The organism is Romboutsia sp. LXY-2 (assembly GCF_056171995.1).
The window spans coordinates 709,347-728,572 of sequence record NZ_JBKFGI010000001.1; the positions used below are offsets into that span (position 1 = coordinate 709,347).

Genomic DNA, 19,226 nt, shown 5'->3' on the forward strand with positions numbered 1-19,226 from the left:
AATTTTTTTACTATCTCTTTTAAATCCTTACTCCTTACTTATTCATGTATTAATTATTTAGAATATATTTCTACTTGATGACCTGATACTTGTAGCGCTGTTTGCACTGCTTTATAAAGCTTTTCTTTAACAACGCCATCAGTTGCTCCGCTTGCAACTACTAACACACCTTTTACTTTAGCTTCAGAAGTTTTAACTACTACAGGACCTTCTGAAGTTGATGTTATCATTGTCTTATTTTCACTAGATGTTGTTGTTGTTCTTTCTCCACCTTGTGAGTCCTTCTCTTTTGTAGTTTCTGTTGTTGAGTTTGTATTATATGCCGGATGTATTTCTTCGCTAGATTCAAAAGTTACCATTACGTCGACCGTTCCAGCTCCTTCAATCTGAGATAATATTTTTACTAGTTTTTGCTCTAGTTCATTTTTATTGCTGTCTAATGTTACTACGTTTTCTTCATTACTTGCGATTGTTTCTTTTTCACTATCCTTTTCACTTGGTACTGAGGATAATGCAACTAGTGCTATTATGCACACAATTGCCAAAGATAATAGAGAGTATATCTTTTTCTTATCTTTTTCATTTAAGTTCTTAAACATTTACCCAACCCCTCTTAATCAATTTGTATTGTTTCAATTGAGATATCAAGTATTTTAACTAGGTCATCTTTAAGTTTATCTTTACTTAAATCTAATTCGTGCTCTTTTTTTCCTTGATCTTTATCTTTAAATACTTGTTTTGCATCTTCCTCTGAAGTGTTGTCCTTGTTAGATTGTATGTCCTCATTTTCATTATTATTACTACTTTTTTCTTTTATTTTTATATTATTAATATCTGATCCATTAAATTCTATATCTTCAAGCTCATACCCATATTCATTAAGCTTTAATTTTAATACTTCTTCAAGACCATCTTCATATCCCTTTACTAAGCCATTCTGACCTGTTAATCCGGCTAGATTATTAGCACTATCTACATATTTTTTTGTATAATCAGTCATGGATTTAAGAACCTTATCTTCTAGTGACATGTCTTTTGAAAAAATACTTATTACTGGAGAAATTACTATAAATACAAATATGAAGTTTAATACTAAATTTATATAAGGCTTTAATTTAGAGGCAGGTAAAATCATATCTACTATATTTACTATGAAGGCTGCCATTAAGATACTAACAATCCATAGCTTTATACTCTCTATCATCCTAAACCTCCCTTTATCCTGCACCTACTACACTTATGGAAGTGAGTATTGCAACTGTTACGAAGAACATTATTGTTATGGCTATAATACATCCAAGCATTATTATCATAAGATTTGCTACATCATTTAAAAACGTTGACATACTATCTTCACCTATCGGCTCTACTGCTATTGCAGAAGCTTTATAAACTAATATTATTGATGCAATCTTTACTATAGGAAGAATACATATACCAACTATTAGTACAAGTCCTATTCCACCAAATACGCTTTTTATAAGCTGTGATGATGATAATAAAATGTCTACTGAGTCTGAAACAAATCCCCCTACTACAGGTATAAAGTTACCTAAAGCAAACCTTGCTGTTTTTACACCGAACTTATCAAAGCTAGTTACATATAAACCTTGCATTGATACAAGCCCTAAGTAGATTGTAAACATTCCTCCTATAACCACCATATTTATGTTTTTAATGAAGGATGCCATTTTTTTAAGTTTTATGCTTTTTGATAAGTTATTTATAACTAATATTGCAAAAGCTATTGTTATTGATACAAATAAGAAATCTTTAAAAATTACGTTAATGAAGGTTACTCCACCTATAAATATTGGACTAATCGCTGTTGATGTGATTGGAAAACCTACCAAAACTAAGAAGGTAATCATTATAGGAAATATAACTTGCATAATTCCTATGGTGTGATCTATGGTGCTGTTGCAAATTTGTAGAACATCTTTAAATCCTACAAGCGTAAGCGTGACCATTGTGATAAAAATTATGTAGTTTGTTATTTGACTTATCGATCCAGATGAAAAAGAGTTTTCTAAACTTTTTAGTATTGATGATAATAGTGCAAGTACTATTATCATTGTTGCTACTTTTAAACTTGATTTGAGTTCATCAAACAACAATACTTTTATTCCTTCTTTATCAAATAAATCTAATATTGTTTTTTCTCCACCTATTAAATCTTTAATAAAGCTTTTTATGTCTACATCAGCAATGGCTGACTCATCTTCTATGTATTTTTGAATATCATCTAAATTAACTTTTTCTAGTTGACTATCTATGTAACTATCAATACTTTTTTTAGTACTATCATAATCATCATTTCCATTAGCAAATCCTACACCAGTTATCCCCAATATTAAAGTGAAGATAATTAGCGCTCCCCCAAATATTTTTTTCATACGTATTCATTCTCCTATGGGATAATATTTATTATCATTTCTACTATTGATAAAAGAATAGGGAATGACATAGTCATTACTATTATTTTTCCTCCAAACTCTAGCTTAGAGGCTATGTTGCCTTCTCCACAATCTTTACAAAGTTGTATAGCAAATTCCATAAGATACGCTATACCAATCAGTTTTATAATTAAAGATATGTACATATTAGGAATATTTGCTTTTGCTGCTAAGTCTTGTATTCCTTCTATAATAAAGTTTAATTTAAATATAACCGATAGAAGTATTATTACACCTGTGATAATTGCTATAAAACTTGCAATCTCTGGTCTATCTTTTTTAATTACTAAGCAGAGAGTTGTTGAAATTACGGCAATCCCTATTAATTGCATTACTTCCAAGATATCCCCTCCTCTTTAGTAAAGTTGAAACATTGTTCTCACTGCATTGAATAAAGTATTTATTTCAGTTAATACCATACCTAAAACTATTATTACTCCTGCCAAAGTAGTTAGTGTTGCCCAGTCTTTTCTATCAGTTTTTTCTAATATCATATTTAAAACTGATATTAATATACCTACTCCTGCAACTTTAAAAATAAGTGTTAAATCCATAGCATCCTCCCCCTTAAATTAAAATAATTCCTATGGCTAATCCAATAATTGTAGCTAATTTTCTGTAAACTATTCCCTTTTTATTTATATCTTCCTGCGTCTGTGAAGTCATTGCTTTAAGATTTTCAATAGATAAATCTATCATTCTTGCCTGCGATTCTACATCACTTTTTCCAAGCGTAAGTATAAGTTTTTTAAATTCCTCAACCTCCTTACTTTGCAAATAAGTTTCGCTAGTTAAGATATCGATGTTATCTTCAAGTATTTCATCTAACATTTTACTTTGATCCATCATTAAATCATTTTCCATTTTCTTAAAAAATCTAGCGAATGCGAACTCTGGTCTATCCCCTATTCTTTGAAATATTTCTTCTAGTGTATAAAGACCGAAAGACAAGTCCATCCTTATTATCTCTAATATTCTTATGAGGTCATGAAGCTGTTTATGCCTTTTTGTAAAAGCTTTATATATAAATTCACCTATTAGATAACTACATCCAACTAAAATTCCGATAACCATTATTTTAATTTGCAAAATACCATCTCTTTTCTTCTAAATCATATATTTTTTCTACTGTTCCTGGACCATGTTTGGCTGACAGTATAATTACTTTTTTAAATAATTCTTTATCTAATAGGCTACTTAGTTCTTTTCTATTTCTAATATCTTCTATCGAATCTCCATGTACTGTTGTTATAAGCCCTACACCACCGTTTAGTGCTGTATATAGTGCTTTTATTTCACTTTCACTACCTATTTCATCAGTTACTATGAGATTTGGGGACATGGATCTTAAAAGCATCATTATTCCTACATCCTTTGGGCATGTTTCAATAATATCAGTTCTTATTCCTACATCCATTTGAGGAATTCCCAAGTATGAGCCTGCTATTTCATTACGCTCATCAATTAAGGCAACTTTCATCCCCTTAAAACCATATTCTTCATTTCCATTGCTCAAGTTTCTAATTATATCTCTTATTAAAGTTGTTTTTCCACACTGAGGTGGTGAAATTATTAACGTGTTATTTACAGCGTTTTTTCCTTTTATAATGTGTGATAATACCTTTTCTGAGCATCCTTTTATTTGTCTAGATACTCTTATATTTAAAGATGAAATATGTTTTATATTTTTTACTTGTCCATCTTCTACTATGGCCTTACCTACTATACCTATTCTGTGCCCCCCTCTTAGGGTTATAAATCCTTTTTTGATATCATCCATAAATGTATGGATTGAGTATTTGCATATTATTTGAAAGGTCTGTTCAATATCTTCTTTTGTAACAATGTATGGATTGTCCATTTTTTGTTGCAAAGTTTTACTTCTCTCATCGTAGAAATAGTCTTTACTATTTGCATTTATGATAAGTGGTTTTTGTGATCTTAGTCTTATTTCTTCTATATTGATGTTTTTATCTGAGATACTCTTTATCTTTTCTCTTAGGTTACTTGACAATGCATTTACTATTTCATCACTAAGTTTATTCATATCTTGTCCTCCTCCTCTGTTTATATAATTCTATTAAGGACAAGTATAAAATATTACTAAAAAAATTTATGAGCTTAAGTTTTTAAATTGATTAAAGATTATGAGCTATTATAATCTTCTTGATATATAAAAATTCGCTTCGCTCATGTCATCAACGTCCATTCGGCAAGCTCCTGTCCCATTACTTTAAACGACTCCGTTCGTTGCTCAAAAGCTTTTTAAGCGACTACATCTACGATTATATTTTACTTAAGATTAGTGCATTGGTATCACTTGTTCACATGAGTTATTCACAGGCTTTGAACTATCATAAATTCCTTATACGTAAAAAAGAGCGCTAATTTAAGCGCTCTTCATAACTAATTAATATACTATTTTATTTCTTAATCATAATTTAATATTATTATTTTAATAATGCAAATTTACCCATTATAATCACATTTGTACCTAGTTATATTTTTGTATTTTTCACCTAAACTTTTAATTGAAAAGCCATGCTTTCTGTAAAAATCAACTGCATCATCATCAGTTTCAGCAGTTAAAATTTTGGGATCCAACTCGCTAATTACATAATCAACCAATTTACTTCCAATACCTTGTCTTTGATGATCTTTACTTACTGCAATGTTTAATATATTAAGGTTACCTATATTTTTCTTTTCAATAACTATTACTCCATATATTTTATCCTCTAAATAATATCCATAAGTTTCAATATTGGGGTTATTATAGTAATCTTCAGCTAGTGAATTAATCTTTTCTTTTCTTTGTTCATATAGACATTCTGAAATTATTGATAATACACCTGGTGATTTTAAACTACTTTTTATATCTTGTATCTCTTCCAAATCCCTCTCCTCCTTGTAATTGTTATCTTAATTTTTCTTCAATAATAAATCTGCTCGGATAAAATTCATATAAACTTATACTTTCAATGTATCCACTAAAATGAGTAAATTTATTCGCTAAAATTGGTATAGCTTTTTGTATATTCTCAGCTTCATCGGAAAGCATCGTAACATGAGGCACCCAATTAAATGAATCCGAGCAATTAATATTAAATTCTTTGCGCAAATCAAGTAATTCGTATGTTACAGAAGGCGATATGAAAATTACTTTCATACCAAATAATCCAATGTTATCAAATGAAACTGGTATTTTACATGTTTTTTTACTAATTTCTATGACTCTCTCTTTTACTTCTTGTTCTTTATCTATTTCATATGTACCTAACGTTATATGAGCAGGAAAATTAGGAGTTTGTGTACCTACGATTCCTTGTGAAAAAATAGAACTTTGCAATTCTTTTAATTTACGTTCAGTATCTTCATCAAATTGAGCCATAACATACAAAAATCTATTATTCATAAACCCTCCTTGTATATTTGTTTACATCAAACCATTAACTTATACATTACTTTTAGTATAGTTTCGCCATGTAAAACTCATCTACATATTTCCCATCTATAATCATAGCATTTTTCTTTATCCCTTCTACTATAAATCCATTTTTTTCATAAAGATGTTTTGCTATAACATTGGTACAAATAGCACTTAACTCTAGTCTTGTTATGCTATTTTCTTTTGCCCATTTATCTAATTCACAAAATAATTTACTGCCTATTCCCTTGTTTCTATATTTTTCTCTAATTCCAGTAACAATATATGCACTATGGTTTATCCTCCTCGGTATGCCTCTTTGAGCCGAAAGAAATCCTACTATATTATTAGAGTCAAATGCTACTAAAACCAAATTACCACCATTTGTAGCTTTATCAATTATGCCTTTTACTATATTAATATCAGCCGGTCGTTCATCAGGTTCAAACATCATGTTTTTAGTTTCTTTATCTAAATTTAAAAGCATGTCTAGGTAGTTATTAGCATCTTCTTTTTTTATTTTTCTAATTTCCATAGCTTTCCTCCCTTAATAAGATATTAGCATATTTTTTGTGAAATTTATTAGTAAAGATGAATTTATCAACATAATTTTTCAATATATTAAAGTATTTTTGTTATTTAATTTCAAACTGTATATTATTAATATAGAATTACCCAAAATATATAATTAATAATCAATCATACCAAAGAAAAATATTATCATTATATAACCTCAGGAGAATTTGTTGAAACCAAATACACGGTAAAAATTTATAGTAATACTTGATGAATTTAAATAATCCATTTGTACGTTTATTACAAAATAAAAGATACCTGTCACTTTCAGGTATCTTATTTATTCATTTCAAGTTTTCTTAGTATTTATTTCAAAAGTTATATATTTTATTATCCATTAACTTATATGATTATGAAAATATGTTGATAAATCAATTTCTCTTTCATTTGTATCAATATTAAACGTAAATATGCTTGATGCTAAAAACAACAAGAAAAAAATATTAGAAACTATGCTAATAATATTTTTATTTTTAGGATATAGTTCAACAAAAGCTAGCACTAGCATTATTAACATAGAAATAAATGCATAGCTTTTAAATATTTTATCCTTTAATACTTCTTTTCCTTTAATTAAAAAATCATCAAAATAAATAGTATTTTCCTCATTTTCTTCCCCCATCATATAATGAGATCCCACTTCTATTTCTACCTCTTTATGGTCTCCTACATTGGTTAAACTGTACTCATATTTTCCGTATTTAATATAATCCTTGGAATCAATATTATATAATTTATCAAATGTATATAATGTAAAACCTACAAATATTATTACTCCTATACTTATACATAGCTTATTTCTAGCAAATACCACTTTCTTGTCTTCTGAATAATTTGTATTAATTACATATTTTTTATTTAGATAATTTTCATATGGTGCATATATTAATATTATTAATATCATTTCATTAAAAATTAATATAGATGCTGGATTAATAATAAGCGATATAATTCTAATTACTATATAAATATATATTAAATAAGCAAATATTATTTTACCTTTTTCAAATCTTTCTTTATCTCTAAATTTATAATACGAGTATTCTTCTATATTTTTTGTTGTAGCTAGATATTCATGTATAATATACATGAATATGCATAATAATGCTATACTCATCCCGCTTTCAATAAAAAAGTTAGCTATAAATCCAATTGCCAATGTTATATACATATATTTTTTAACATTTTTGTCTACCTTTATTTTACTCATAAATCCCCCTTTATTCTCTTCAGTTTTATTATATCATAGCTAAATCACTTACTAATATATTTCTATATAAAAACATTTTAAATATAAATTAAATATATGTATATAAAGTTTATTAATTATTGGTTTATTCTTTATAAAAAGTAAAACTAGCTTATATGAACATATATAAGCTAGTTTTGCTTTTTATTATTTAGTTTTTCAAATATACAATTTAGCTATTACCTCATTTTATAAAATTGCTAAAAATTGTTTCAATAATTATCCAAATAGACTAAGCAGTATACCTGCAGCTACAGCAGACCCTATAACTCCTGCAACGTTAGGTCCCATTGCATGCATAAGAATAAAATTCCCTGGATTCTCTGCTTGAGCTACCTTTTGAGAAACTCTAGCTGCCATTGGAACTGCAGACACTCCAGCAGATCCTATTAATGGATTTATTTTTTCTTTACATACTAAGTTCATAAGTTTTGCAAATATTACTCCTGCAGCTGTCCCCACTGCAAAAGCTACTATTCCTAATCCAAATATCATTAGAGTTTGAGTACTTAAGAATATTTCCGCTTCAGCTGATGCACCTACTGATATTCCTAAGAATATAGTTATTATATTTATTAGAGCATTTGAAGCAGTCTCCGATAGTCTATCTGTAACACCAGATTCTTTAAGTAAATTTCCAAACATTAACATTCCTATAAGTGTAGCTGCTGCAGGTAACAATAAAGACACTACAATCGTTACTACTATTGGGAATAGTATTTTAGCTTTCTTTGGAACTGTTTTTGTTTGCTTCATTACTATTTCTCTTTCTTCTTTAGTAGTTAACAATCTCATAATCGGAGGTTGTATAATTGGAACTAGTGCCATATAAGAGTATGCTGCTACTGCAATAGGTGCAAGTAGCTCTGGTGCTAGCCTAGTAGCCAAGTATATAGCTGTAGGTCCATCTGCACCACCTATTATCCCTATAGCTGAAGCTGCTTGAGCTCCAAAACCTAATACTAACGCTCCTAAAAATGTAGTAAATATACCAAATTGAGCTGCTGCCCCTAATAAAATACTTTTTGGATTCGCTATTAATGGACCAAAGTCCGTCATTGCTCCTACTCCTAAGAATACAAGTGGTGGGAATATACCTAGCTCATCTCCTTGAAATAAGTAGTGTAACAATCCACCTGGAGATTCTGTTGATATATGAGCACTCACACCGCCTTTAATAGCTTCTACTCCCTCAGGAGTTATTAGTTGAATATGTGAAACTGCATTATTCATTACTCCTGATAAAGGTAGGTTTGATAGTAGCATCCCAAATGCTATTGGCACTAATAATAGTGGTTCAAATTCTTTTGAAATAGCTAAATATAGTAATAAACAAGCTATCAATATCATTACAGTTTGTTGCCAAGTAATATTGACAATCCCCATTGTCTGAATAAAATCTAATATAACCTCTCCCACGGGTTTGTTCCCCCTTCTATGTGTATTTCTACTTTAGTATCACTAATGTATCTCCTGAACTTACAGCTGCACCTTTAGATGTTTTTATGTCTGCAACTACTCCATCATTAGGAGCCATAATTTCATTTTCCATTTTCATTGCTTCAAGTATTACAAGAACATCACCTTTTTTTACTTTTTGTCCCGAATTTACTTTAACATCAATTATCGTTCCTGGCATAGGTGCTACTACGCTACCACCACCAGCTTGTACTTGAGGCTTTACTACTTTACTTTCATTAGATGTTGTCCTTGGAGCTACTGGTCGCTCTACTTGAGGTATAGAAGCTGGTCGTGAATTCATACCTAATTCTTCTACTTCAACCTCATACGCAACCCCATTAACTGTTATACTATATTTTTTAATCATTTTATCCCTCCTGTATTATATATCCATGTAAGATACGTTCTCCCAGTTACTTTGAGTGTTATTACTTCTTTTAATCCTTTTAACAATAATATTTTTAGAACTAGTTGCCATTATGCTTGCCGTAATCACAGATACCAACTCTATATCATTTATTGCTGTAACATCTTCGTCTAAAGCCTGAACCGATACTTTTTCTTCTTTATTTTCTTTTGAAGGCTCACTGACTGAAACAGCATTTATTATATTAATTAATACTGAGATTAAAACTAATATTGAAAATACTACTACCATCGCAAGAAGTGCAGTTGCACAACCTCCTAACAATTTTTCTCCTATAGACATACTAGTAATATCTGTTTTTAATACTTCTAGTAATTGACTTATACTCATATTCCTCACCTTCCTATAAAGGTATATTTCCGTGCTTTTTAAACAATCTAGTCTCTCTCTTTGTTGATAGCATATCAAATGCATCAGCTAATCTTATTCTAGTTAAAGATGGCTCGATTACATCATCTATATATCCTCTTTCTGCTGCTTTATATGGAGTTGCAAATTCATCCGTATATTCTTTTATTTTTTCTAATCTCATAGCATTCTTATCTTCTGCTTGAGATATTTCTTTCTTAAATATTATGTTTGCTGCACCTTGTGGTCCCATAACTGCAACTTCTGCAGTAGGCCAAGCAAGAACTACATCTGCTCCTAAGTCTTTTGAACACATTGCAAGATAAGATCCACCATAAGCTTTTCTTGTTATTAATGTTACTTTAGGAACAGTCGCTTCACTATAAGCATAAAGCATCTTAGCTCCATGTCTTATTATTCCTCCATATTCTTGAGAAGTTCCTGGTAAGAATCCTGGTACATCTACTAAACTTAATATTGGAATGTTATAACAATCGCATGTTCTTATAAATCTTGATGCTTTATCTGAAGCATTTATATCTAAGCTTCCAGCCATAACTTTTGGTTGATTAGCTATTATTCCTATACTCTCTCCATTGATTCTACCAAATCCAACTATCATATTTTTAGCAAAGAAAGGTTGAACTTCGTAGAAATCACCATTATCAATTATTTTATCTATTACATCCTTCATATCATAAGCTTTGTTAGAACCATCTGGAATTATTTCATCTAACTCGCTTATAGCCTCATTTACAGAGTCCTCACATTCGAATAATGGAGCTTTTTCTGTATTATTTGAAGGTAAAAAGCTTAATAACTTTCTTATTTGCTCTATACAATCCTCATCATTATTTGCTATAAAGTGAGCAACTCCTGAAGTTGTATTATGAGTAGAAGCACCACCTAAATCTTCAGCACTTATTTCTTCCCCAGTAACTGTTTTTATTACTTGAGGTCCAGTGATAAACATTTGGCTTGTTTTATCTACCATGTATATAAAATCTGTAAGAGCTGGCGAGTAAACTGCACCACCTGCACAAGGTCCCATTATAGCACTGATTTGAGGTATTACCCCTGATGCTATAGTGTTTTTATAGAAGATTTCTCCATATCCTGCAAGAGCATCAACACCTTCTTGTATTCTTGCACCTCCAGAATCATTAAGACCAACTACTGGAGCTCCCATTTTCATTGCTAAGTCCATCACTTTACCCATTTTCTTAGCATGCATCTCTCCTAAAGATCCACCAAGAACAGTAAAATCTTGTGCAAAAGCACATACTAGTCTTCCATCTACTTTTCCATAACCACATACTACACCTTCGCCTGGAGCTTCACTTTTCTCCATACCAAAGTTTGTGCATCTGTGTTTTACAAAAGCATCAACTTCTACAAATGTACTTTCGTCAAATAATAAATTTAATCTTTCTCTACAAGTAAGCTTACCAGATTTATGTTGCTTATCAATTCTAGCTTGCCCTCCTCCAAGTTCTATTTTTTCTCTTTTTTGTTTAAGCAATTTTAACTTTTCTATAGACATCTCATTTCCCCCAAGTCTTATTTTCTTTCACTTAGTTCTATAAGTATTCCATTTGTACTCTTTGGATGGCAGAATGCAATACTTGCGTTTCCTGCGCCATATCTAGGCTTTTCATCTATCATTTTATATCCTTTTGACTTTATTTCTTCTATTGCTTCTTCTATATTATCTACCCTTAGTGCGATATGTTGGATTCCTCCTCTACCGCCATTTTTTTCAATAAACTTCGCTATTGGTCCATCTTCACTTGTTGATTCTAATAATTCAAGTTCTGTATCACCTACTGGTAAAAAAGCTACCTTAACTTTTTGTTCTTCTACTACTTCTGTTCCTTGGCACTTAAACCCAAGTACTTCTTCATAAAATTTTAAAGCTTCTTCTAAATTTGGTACTGCTAACCCTATATGATCAACATTTTTTATATCCATCTACGCTCTCCTCCTATTTGGTTACACTAGAAAATATTATTTCTCCAATTGAATATGGATCACTTTCCCTTGTTATAGTTTTAGATAAAAGCAAATCTATTTCACCTTTTGATTCAGCTACTTTCACTAAATTTTCTATTTTTCTATGAACTATTTCTTTTACTTCTAATCTATTTCTTTCTAGCCTCTTACTGTTTATTTCATCTCTTTCAAATAAGAATTCTTTATGCTTTTGTATATTTTTAAGGGCAATATCAATCCCCTCTCCATTTTCAGATATAGCTAAGCTAACAAGAGGTCTAAAGTCCCAATCTTTTTTGAAATCAAGCATCATATCTATTTCTAAAGATGTTTTTTTAGCTCCATCTCTATCGGCTTTATTTACAACAAATATATCAGCTATTTCCATAACACCAGCCTTTATTGCTTGAATATCATCACCAAGCCCTGGTACCATTATCATCACAGTTGTGTCTGCTGTTTTTACTATATCTATTTCTGATTGACCTACACCTACTGTTTCTACAAATATATAGTCACATCCATAAGCATCTAAAACTTTTATTGCAGCTTGAGTTGCATTAGATAATCCACCTAAGCTACCTCTTGTTCCCATAGATCTAATAAATACATTTTTATCTATACTTAAGTCATTCATTCTTATTCTATCTCCAAGAATAGCCCCCTTTGTAAACGGGCTAGTTGGATCAATTGCAATAATTCCTATTTTTTTATTTTCCAATCTCAGACTTTTGGCTATTTTATCAGTAAAAGTAGACTTTCCAGCACCAGGAGGGCCTGTAATTCCAATAATATAGGCCTTCCCAGTATATTTAAAAATCTCTTTCATAATTTCTTCATATCCGTCTACTTCATTTTCTATCATAGTAATAAGCTTTGCACAGGCTCTTTTGTCTCCTGATATAATAGCCTCTACTAGTTTTTTCATAGAATCACACCAATCCATTTGCTTTTTTTTCTACATTCTCTCTTATATAATCTATTGTCACTGAAGTAGGGGTCCCTGGAGTAAATATTTCTGCTACCCCACATTCTTTTAAAAATGGAATATCTTCATCAGGGATTACTCCACCGCCTATTACCAAAATATCATCATATGCATTTTCTTCTTTTAGAAGTTCTACCACTTTAGGTAGCAAATAGTTATGCGCTCCTGATAAAATACTCATAGCAACTACATCTACATCTTCTTGTATTGCTGCTTGAACAATTTGCTCTGGAGTTTGTCTAAGGCCTGTATATATTACTTCCATACCTGCATCTCTAAGCGCCCTAGATATAACTTTTGCTCCTCTATCATGACCATCAAGCCCCGGCTTCGCAACTAATACTCTTATATGTTTCATTATTTCTCCCCCTTAACTATATGTTTACTAAATTTGAAATCAGGTTTTATATCATAACTGTTTGTTTGTATTCACCAAACTCTTCTCTCATAACACCGCAAACTTCTCCCAATGTTGCATATTCTCTTACCGCATCTAGAATATATGGCATGATATTTTTTTCAGACTTACAAGCTTCTCTAAGTGATTCTAATGCTATAGTTACTTTCTCATTATTTCTCTTCATTTTTAAATCTTCTATTTTTTCTTTTTGTCTCTCTCCAACCATAGGATCAACTCTTAATAGACCTTTTGGTGGTTCTTCTTCTATTTGGAATTTATTTACTCCTACTATAACTTTTTTATTACTTTCTATTTCTTTTTGATATTTATAAGCACTATCCATTATTTCTTGTTGGATGAATCCTTTTTCTATAGCAAGTGGAGCTCCACCAAGTTCTTCTATCTTATTAATCAACTCCATAGCTTCTTCTTCTATCTTATTAGTTAAACTTTCTATATAATAAGAACCTGCTAGTGGATCTATAGTATCTGCAACTCCACTTTCATATCCTACTATTTGTTGAGTTCTTAACGCAGTTCTAACAGAGCTTTCTGTTGGAAGAGCCAATGCTTCATCCTTAGAATTCGTATGTAGCGATTGTGTTCCTCCCAGAACAGCAGCTAGTGTTTGTATTGCAACCCTAACAATATTATTTTCTGTTTGTTGCGCTGTTAATGTACATCCAGCAGTTTGAGTGTGGAATTTAAGAGACCAAGATTTTGGACTTTCTGCCTTAAATTTTTCCTTCATTATTCTAGCCCATATTCTTCTAGCTGCTCTAAATTTTGCTACTTCTTCAAGTAAATTGTTATGTGCATTGAAGAAGAATGATAATCTTGGAGCAAAATCATCAACTTGAAGTCCACATTCTATTGCTGCCTTTACATAAGCAATTCCGTCTGCCAATGTGAATGCTACCTCTTGTACTGCATTTGCTCCCGCTTCTCTTATATGGTAACCTGATATACTTATTGTGTTCCACTTTGGTACATTCACAGAACAATAGTCAAATATATCAGTTATAAGTCTCATAGATGGTTTAACTGGGAATATATATGTTCCTCTTGCAATATATTCTTTCAAGATATCATTTTGTATAGTTCCTCTTAACTTATCAGCACTAACTCCTTGTTTTTCAGCTACAGCTATATACATAGCTAATAAAACAGATGCTGGTGCATTAATAGTCATTGAAGTAGAAACCTTATCTAGCGGTATTCCATCAAATAGTATTTCCATATCTGCTAATGAATCTATTGCAACTCCAACCTTACCAACTTCACCTTGTGCAACTGGGTCAGATGAATCATATCCCATTTGAGTTGGTAAATCGAAAGCTACTGATAATCCCATTGAACCTTGGTCTATAAGATATTTATATCTTTGGTTAGACTCTTCAGCCGTAGCAAAACCAGCGTACATTCTCATTGTCCAAAGTTTACCTCTATACATTGTAGGCTGTACACCTCTAGTAAATGGATATTGTCCTGGATATCCCAAGTCATTTTCATAATCAACTTCTACATCAAGTGGCGTATACAACCTCTTAATTTCTTCGTCTGAGTCAAACTTAAAACTAGACTGTCTTTCCGGGAATTTCTCTAAGCTTTTATTAACTTTACTTTCTTCCCATTTTTTAAATGAATCTTGGATGTTTTTGTTTTCCATCTTATTTCCCCCTTAGTCATCTATATCAATTAAAAAATTAAGCTACTAAATTTCTACTACTTCTTGTTCTTTCATCGTTCCAGTTAATAAGAATCTTTGATGCCAAGAAAGTGCATCATCTAATGCATGTGGAGTATGCTTAAATTTACCTTCTAAAGCCTTATTGAAATAATTGTATAATTCATCTCTATAATCTGGATGAGCACAATTCTCAATTATACATTTTGCTCTTTCCTGTGGTGATAATCCTCTTAAATCTGCTACACCTTGTTCTGTTACTATAACCATTACATCATGTTCTGTATGATCATGATGGCTTACCATAGGAACGATACTTGAGATATCTCCATTCTTAGCTATAGATTCTGTAGTGAATATTGTTAAATATCCATTTCTTGCAAAATCTCCAGATCCGCCTATTCCATTCATCATCCTACTTCCCATGATATTTGTTGAATTTACATTTCCATATATATCAACTTCTATTGCAGTATTTATAGCTATTACTCCTAGTCTTCTTGCTATTTCTGGGTTATTGCTTATTTCTTGTGGTCTAAGGACTAACTTATCTTTATACTTATGAAAGTTATTATAAAAATCATCTAGTCTTTCTGGTGATATTGTAAGTGATGTACCTGAAGCAAATTTTACTTTCCCAGATTCTATTAAATCTATAACTGAATCTTGTATAACTTCAGAGTAAACTGTTAAATCTTCAAAATCAGAGTTTTCAAGTCCTGCTAATATTGCATTAGCAACGCTTCCTACTCCAGATTGTAGTGGCAATAGATTTTTCGGAAGTCTACTTTCTGATACTTCATTCTCTAAGAATTTTATAAGATTTTTGGCCATCTTATTAGATATTTCATCAACTGGTGCTACTGTTCTAGTTTTATCTTTTATATCAGTGTAAACGATTGCCGCAATTTTATCTAAATCACATTTTATATATGGTGTACCTATTCTATCATCCACATTTGTAAGTGGTATAATTTCTCTATTCGGCGGATTTTGTAAGTTATAAATATCATGTATTCCTTCAAGCTCTATAGGTTGAGATGTGTTTATTTCAACAATTACTTTATCTGCTACATCTACAAATACATTTGAGTTACCTATAGATGTACTAGGAATTATATATCCGTCTTCTGTTATAGATACAGCCTCTATTAAAGCTATATCAATTTTTCCTAAGAAGCCATATTTAATCCACTGAGGAATGTGACTTAAATGCATATCAGCATATTTGACTTCTCCATTATTTATTGCATTTCGCATCATTGTCGTAGTTTGATATGGATACCTTCTTTTAACAACTTTACTTTCAACAAGTGATGCATCTAATTCTGGTCCTACTGATGCACCGGTGATTATAGTTAAACTTATTTCATCACCATCTTTTGCTCTATTTGCAATTTCAAGTGGAACAGCTTTTGGATATCCAGCTGGTGTAAATCCACTTGCCCCAACTATCATATTGTCTTCAAATAGCATAGCTGCTTGCTGAGGAGTCATAACTTTTTCTTTTAGCTTATTACATCTCAATCTCTCCATTAATTGAAAACCTCCATCTAGTTTTTCTGTTATAAGACTAATACTTTGACTCTTAATTTATTAAATTGGTAATTTATGCAGTACTATTGTAAATATAACCATACCTAATAGTGCAAATGGATACGTGGCTCCATACCCCGCAGCAGGATCATCGCTACCAGCTGCTTCTATTGCCGCACCTAGACCAGGTGTAGAAGTCATTCCCCCGCATATAGCTCCAGATAGCATTAACCAATTGATTTTTAATACATATCTACCTATTATGAATCCAAACATCATTCCTACTGTCCCTATTAGTAATGATACTATCGCTAAAAATGCTCCAGATCCGACAAGTGTGTCTATTGCTTTATATCCATACTTAAGACCTACTATTGCAAGGAAAAAAGTTAAAGACATATCTCTTATAACACCTAGTATTTTTCCATCCATTCTAAAACTTATCTTTCCTAATTTGCCTACATAACCTAATATTAAAGCACCTATCAATACTCCTCCTGTTGATCCTAGACTAAAGTATCCTATGTATGGAAGATATATTTCTATATTCCCAATAATGTATCCAAAGGTGCAAGCTATTGCAAAACCAAGCATATCAAATTTAGTTTCTTTAATTTCTTTTAAGTTAACTGACTTCTTTGCATCTTCCAACTCTTTTCTATATTCTAATCTTTCTTTTTCTACATCAATCTTAAATATAGCTGGGAAGAAATTTACTGCAATTATAACTATTAATACCCCAAAAGGATAACCAATTGCATGACCAGCCCCTATACTAGCTTCTGCATTAGTAATATATTGTTGTTTAATTTCTTCAGTCATTTCAAATGATTTTGCATCTTCTGGGCTAAATACTTCTATAGCCTCATCCCCTGTTGATGCCATATTAATAAACTTAACTTTCTCCTCTGGTGTCATATTTTCGTATTTATCTGCCTGTTCTTTAGCAAATCCTCTTGCAGTCTCTATTGCTGCAGCAAGTCCCGGTGAGCTAGTTAAAGCACCCGTGTACACTCCAGAAACTTCGTAAGGATTCTCTCCTCCTCCAAACCACGTTGCAACATATGTTGTTGCAGCACTTGTAAATGTTATCATTAGACCTAGTAATACAAATTTCATTCCATATTTTTTTATAACTATTCCCATATCTTTAGCAGCTAGCAATCCAACTGCTGCAACGAATAATATTAGGAATATGTCAAAGAATCCACTAGGTATAACATCAGAGTTTAACAAATTCTGTGCAGATTTATACATTTCGCTCCCCTCTGCAACACTAAGCGAGTATTTATATGCTATCCAACCGATGATAAGTCCTGTAAATAAAGCCCCCGAGTTACCAAAGCTAAACTTACCAAATTTTATTTTGCCAAATAGTAATCCCGTTATTATAGCTAACAACATCAGTATGTAAGGACTCAAAAAAACTAAAGCAAAATCAAATTTCATATTATTCCACCCCCTACTATTTTTATACAATTATCAAAATATTTTTTATATTTATTAATATTATAGGCTTGATAATATACTTTTGTATAATATATAATGGTATATATATTCATATATAAATTTATATCAATGTTTTAGTTAATAAATATAGATGTTATCCGTATCAATACAACATGGAATAATTTATACTATATATTTTTAAAACTAGTTATATTTAGTCAATTTATCTTTTCATAATGTTTTATCAAGTTTTTCTATTTAAATCGCATCAACCAAAATTAAACTTTAATGATACATAATTTAGTTACTACCATGATATAAGGGGGCATTATATAATGGAATTATTGCATTTGAAGTATTTTCTAACTGTTGCAAAAACAGAACATATTACTAAGGCTGCAAAAGAATTAAACATTGTACAGCCAGCACTTAGTAAAACTATTTCTTCTTTAGAAAAAGAAATTTGTGTTTCTTTATTTGATAGAAAAGGTAAGTATATAGAACTAAATGAAAACGGAAGGTTTTTTTATGAAAAAGTGAATCAATCTTTATCAATCTTAGAAAATAGCATTAAAGAGTTGCAAGAAAAAAATTCTGTACTTGAAAATGAAATCAAACTACTCGTTTTAGCCGCTTCGCCTTTAATCCCTGACATTTTATCTAAATTTAGAAGCTTATATCCTCAAATCACATTTGAACTTAGTCAAGACTTGGAAAGCCCTTCTAACTGTCGTAATTTTGACTTTTATATTTATTCTGCACCTAATATTAATGAGCTTGATAAAAATTCCATAAACTTATTAACAGAAGAGCTGTCTGTAGCTGTTCCTATCTCACATCCTCTAGCTAAAAAATCAAAAGTATCTTTACATGATTTATACCTAGAGAACTTTATAACGCTAGGTCAAGGGAATTTTAAAGAAGTAGTTTATTCTATATTAAAAAGTGGCAAATTTACTCCTAACATAGTATTTGAAAGTAATAATCCATTTACACTAAAAAATTTAATCTCCTCTGGACAAGGTATTAGTATTGTTCCTAGTATGTCTTGGAATTTTAAAGATGATCCTTATATTAAGTTACTAAGCTTTGATAATAATACCTATAAACGTAATGTTAACTTATCTTGGAATGAAGCTAAATATAAATCAAATCATATTCTATTGTTTAAAGAATTTATTATGGATTATTTTGAAAACATTCGTTAAATATCTAACACAAAATAAAAAA

The 19,226-nt window shown here is 30.8% G+C and carries 22 protein-coding genes; 1 reads left to right on the top strand and 21 read right to left on the bottom strand.

Annotated elements, in window-relative coordinates; all coding sequences use genetic code 11:
* Window positions 1-53: 53 nt before the first annotated feature.
* The 21 genes from ACI48P_RS03370 to ACI48P_RS03470 all read right to left on the bottom strand — a co-directional run bounded on the left by ACI48P_RS03370 (window position 54) and on the right by ACI48P_RS03470 (window position 17,996).
* On the bottom strand, window positions 54-599 hold the full coding sequence (locus ACI48P_RS03370) for a stage III sporulation protein AG (RefSeq protein ID WP_475213458.1): 546 nt from the start codon (window positions 597-599) through the stop codon (window positions 54-56).
* A gap of 14 nt (window positions 600-613) precedes the next feature.
* Complete coding sequence (locus ACI48P_RS03375; RefSeq protein WP_475213460.1) at window positions 614-1,204, bottom strand: stage III sporulation protein AF; 591 nt, start codon at window positions 1,202-1,204, stop codon at window positions 614-616.
* 13 nt (window positions 1,205-1,217) lie between these two features.
* Complete coding sequence (locus ACI48P_RS03380; protein WP_475213462.1) at window positions 1,218-2,396, bottom strand: stage III sporulation protein AE; 1,179 nt, start codon at window positions 2,394-2,396, stop codon at window positions 1,218-1,220.
* 14 nt (window positions 2,397-2,410) lie between these two features.
* A complete protein-coding gene (gene spoIIIAD, locus ACI48P_RS03385; protein WP_475214141.1) occupies window positions 2,411-2,788 on the bottom strand; it encodes a stage III sporulation protein AD in 378 nt (125 codons plus the stop codon).
* A gap of 24 nt (window positions 2,789-2,812) precedes the next feature.
* Window positions 2,813-3,010: a stage III sporulation protein AC gene (spoIIIAC, locus tag ACI48P_RS03390; protein ID WP_475213464.1), complete on the bottom strand. Its 198-nt coding sequence runs from the start codon at window positions 3,008-3,010 to the stop codon at window positions 2,813-2,815.
* 13 nt (window positions 3,011-3,023) lie between these two features.
* Window positions 3,024-3,530, bottom strand: a complete 507-nt coding sequence (locus tag ACI48P_RS03395; RefSeq protein WP_475214143.1) for a stage III sporulation protein AB — start codon at window positions 3,528-3,530, stop codon at window positions 3,024-3,026.
* 4 nt (window positions 3,531-3,534) lie between these two features.
* Complete coding sequence (gene spoIIIAA, locus ACI48P_RS03400; protein ID WP_475213466.1) at window positions 3,535-4,503, bottom strand: stage III sporulation protein AA; 969 nt, start codon at window positions 4,501-4,503, stop codon at window positions 3,535-3,537.
* 422 nt (window positions 4,504-4,925) lie between these two features.
* The gene (locus ACI48P_RS03405; protein ID WP_475213468.1) at window positions 4,926-5,351 is read right to left on the bottom strand and encodes a GNAT family N-acetyltransferase; all 426 of its coding nucleotides are present in this window, start codon (window positions 5,349-5,351) and stop codon (window positions 4,926-4,928) included.
* A 22-nt stretch (window positions 5,352-5,373) separates the two neighbouring features.
* Window positions 5,374-5,871, bottom strand: coding sequence for a 2'-5' RNA ligase family protein (locus ACI48P_RS03410; RefSeq protein WP_475213469.1), 498 nt, complete (start codon window positions 5,869-5,871; stop codon window positions 5,374-5,376).
* A 52-nt stretch (window positions 5,872-5,923) separates the two neighbouring features.
* Entirely contained in the window at window positions 5,924-6,418 is a 495-nt protein-coding gene (locus ACI48P_RS03415) for an N-acetyltransferase family protein (protein WP_475213471.1), read from the bottom strand.
* A 378-nt stretch (window positions 6,419-6,796) separates the two neighbouring features.
* Window positions 6,797-7,669, bottom strand: a complete 873-nt coding sequence (locus ACI48P_RS03420) for a hypothetical protein (RefSeq protein WP_475213473.1) — start codon at window positions 7,667-7,669, stop codon at window positions 6,797-6,799.
* A 258-nt stretch (window positions 7,670-7,927) separates the two neighbouring features.
* Window positions 7,928-9,094 carry a sodium ion-translocating decarboxylase subunit beta gene (locus ACI48P_RS03425; RefSeq protein WP_475214145.1) on the bottom strand — a complete coding sequence of 389 codons (1,167 nt, stop codon included), beginning with the start codon at window positions 9,092-9,094 and terminating at the stop codon, window positions 7,928-7,930.
* Window positions 9,095-9,155: 61 nt separating this feature from the next.
* A complete protein-coding gene (locus ACI48P_RS03430; protein WP_475213475.1) occupies window positions 9,156-9,536 on the bottom strand; it encodes a biotin/lipoyl-containing protein in 381 nt (126 codons plus the stop codon).
* A gap of 15 nt (window positions 9,537-9,551) precedes the next feature.
* Window positions 9,552-9,926, bottom strand: a complete 375-nt coding sequence (locus ACI48P_RS03435; RefSeq protein WP_475213477.1) for an OadG family protein — start codon at window positions 9,924-9,926, stop codon at window positions 9,552-9,554.
* Window positions 9,927-9,939: 13 nt separating this feature from the next.
* A complete protein-coding gene (gene mmdA / locus ACI48P_RS03440) occupies window positions 9,940-11,487 on the bottom strand; it encodes a methylmalonyl-CoA decarboxylase subunit alpha (protein ID WP_475213479.1) in 1,548 nt (515 codons plus the stop codon).
* Between the two features lie 17 nt (window positions 11,488-11,504).
* Window positions 11,505-11,915 carry a methylmalonyl-CoA epimerase gene (mce, locus tag ACI48P_RS03445; RefSeq protein ID WP_475213481.1) on the bottom strand — a complete coding sequence of 137 codons (411 nt, stop codon included), beginning with the start codon at window positions 11,913-11,915 and terminating at the stop codon, window positions 11,505-11,507.
* A gap of 13 nt (window positions 11,916-11,928) precedes the next feature.
* The gene (meaB, locus tag ACI48P_RS03450; protein WP_475213483.1) at window positions 11,929-12,864 is read right to left on the bottom strand and encodes a methylmalonyl Co-A mutase-associated GTPase MeaB; all 936 of its coding nucleotides are present in this window, start codon (window positions 12,862-12,864) and stop codon (window positions 11,929-11,931) included.
* A 4-nt stretch (window positions 12,865-12,868) separates the two neighbouring features.
* Window positions 12,869-13,282 carry a cobalamin B12-binding domain-containing protein gene (locus ACI48P_RS03455; protein ID WP_475213485.1) on the bottom strand — a complete coding sequence of 138 codons (414 nt, stop codon included), beginning with the start codon at window positions 13,280-13,282 and terminating at the stop codon, window positions 12,869-12,871.
* A gap of 46 nt (window positions 13,283-13,328) precedes the next feature.
* Window positions 13,329-14,993, bottom strand: a complete 1,665-nt coding sequence (locus tag ACI48P_RS03460) for an acyl-CoA mutase large subunit family protein (protein WP_475213487.1) — start codon at window positions 14,991-14,993, stop codon at window positions 13,329-13,331.
* 45 nt (window positions 14,994-15,038) lie between these two features.
* Window positions 15,039-16,547 carry an acetyl-CoA hydrolase/transferase family protein gene (locus tag ACI48P_RS03465; RefSeq protein ID WP_475213489.1) on the bottom strand — a complete coding sequence of 503 codons (1,509 nt, stop codon included), beginning with the start codon at window positions 16,545-16,547 and terminating at the stop codon, window positions 15,039-15,041.
* A 60-nt stretch (window positions 16,548-16,607) separates the two neighbouring features.
* Window positions 16,608-17,996, bottom strand: coding sequence for an aspartate-alanine antiporter-like transporter (locus tag ACI48P_RS03470; RefSeq protein WP_475213491.1), 1,389 nt, complete (start codon window positions 17,994-17,996; stop codon window positions 16,608-16,610).
* Between the two features lie 335 nt (window positions 17,997-18,331).
* Here ACI48P_RS03470 and ACI48P_RS03475 point away from each other — a divergent pair, with 335 nt between their 5' ends.
* Window positions 18,332-19,204 (top strand): LysR family transcriptional regulator, encoded by an 873-nt coding sequence (locus ACI48P_RS03475; protein WP_475213493.1) that lies wholly within the window; start codon window positions 18,332-18,334, stop codon window positions 19,202-19,204.
* Window positions 19,205-19,226 lie beyond the last annotated feature (22 nt).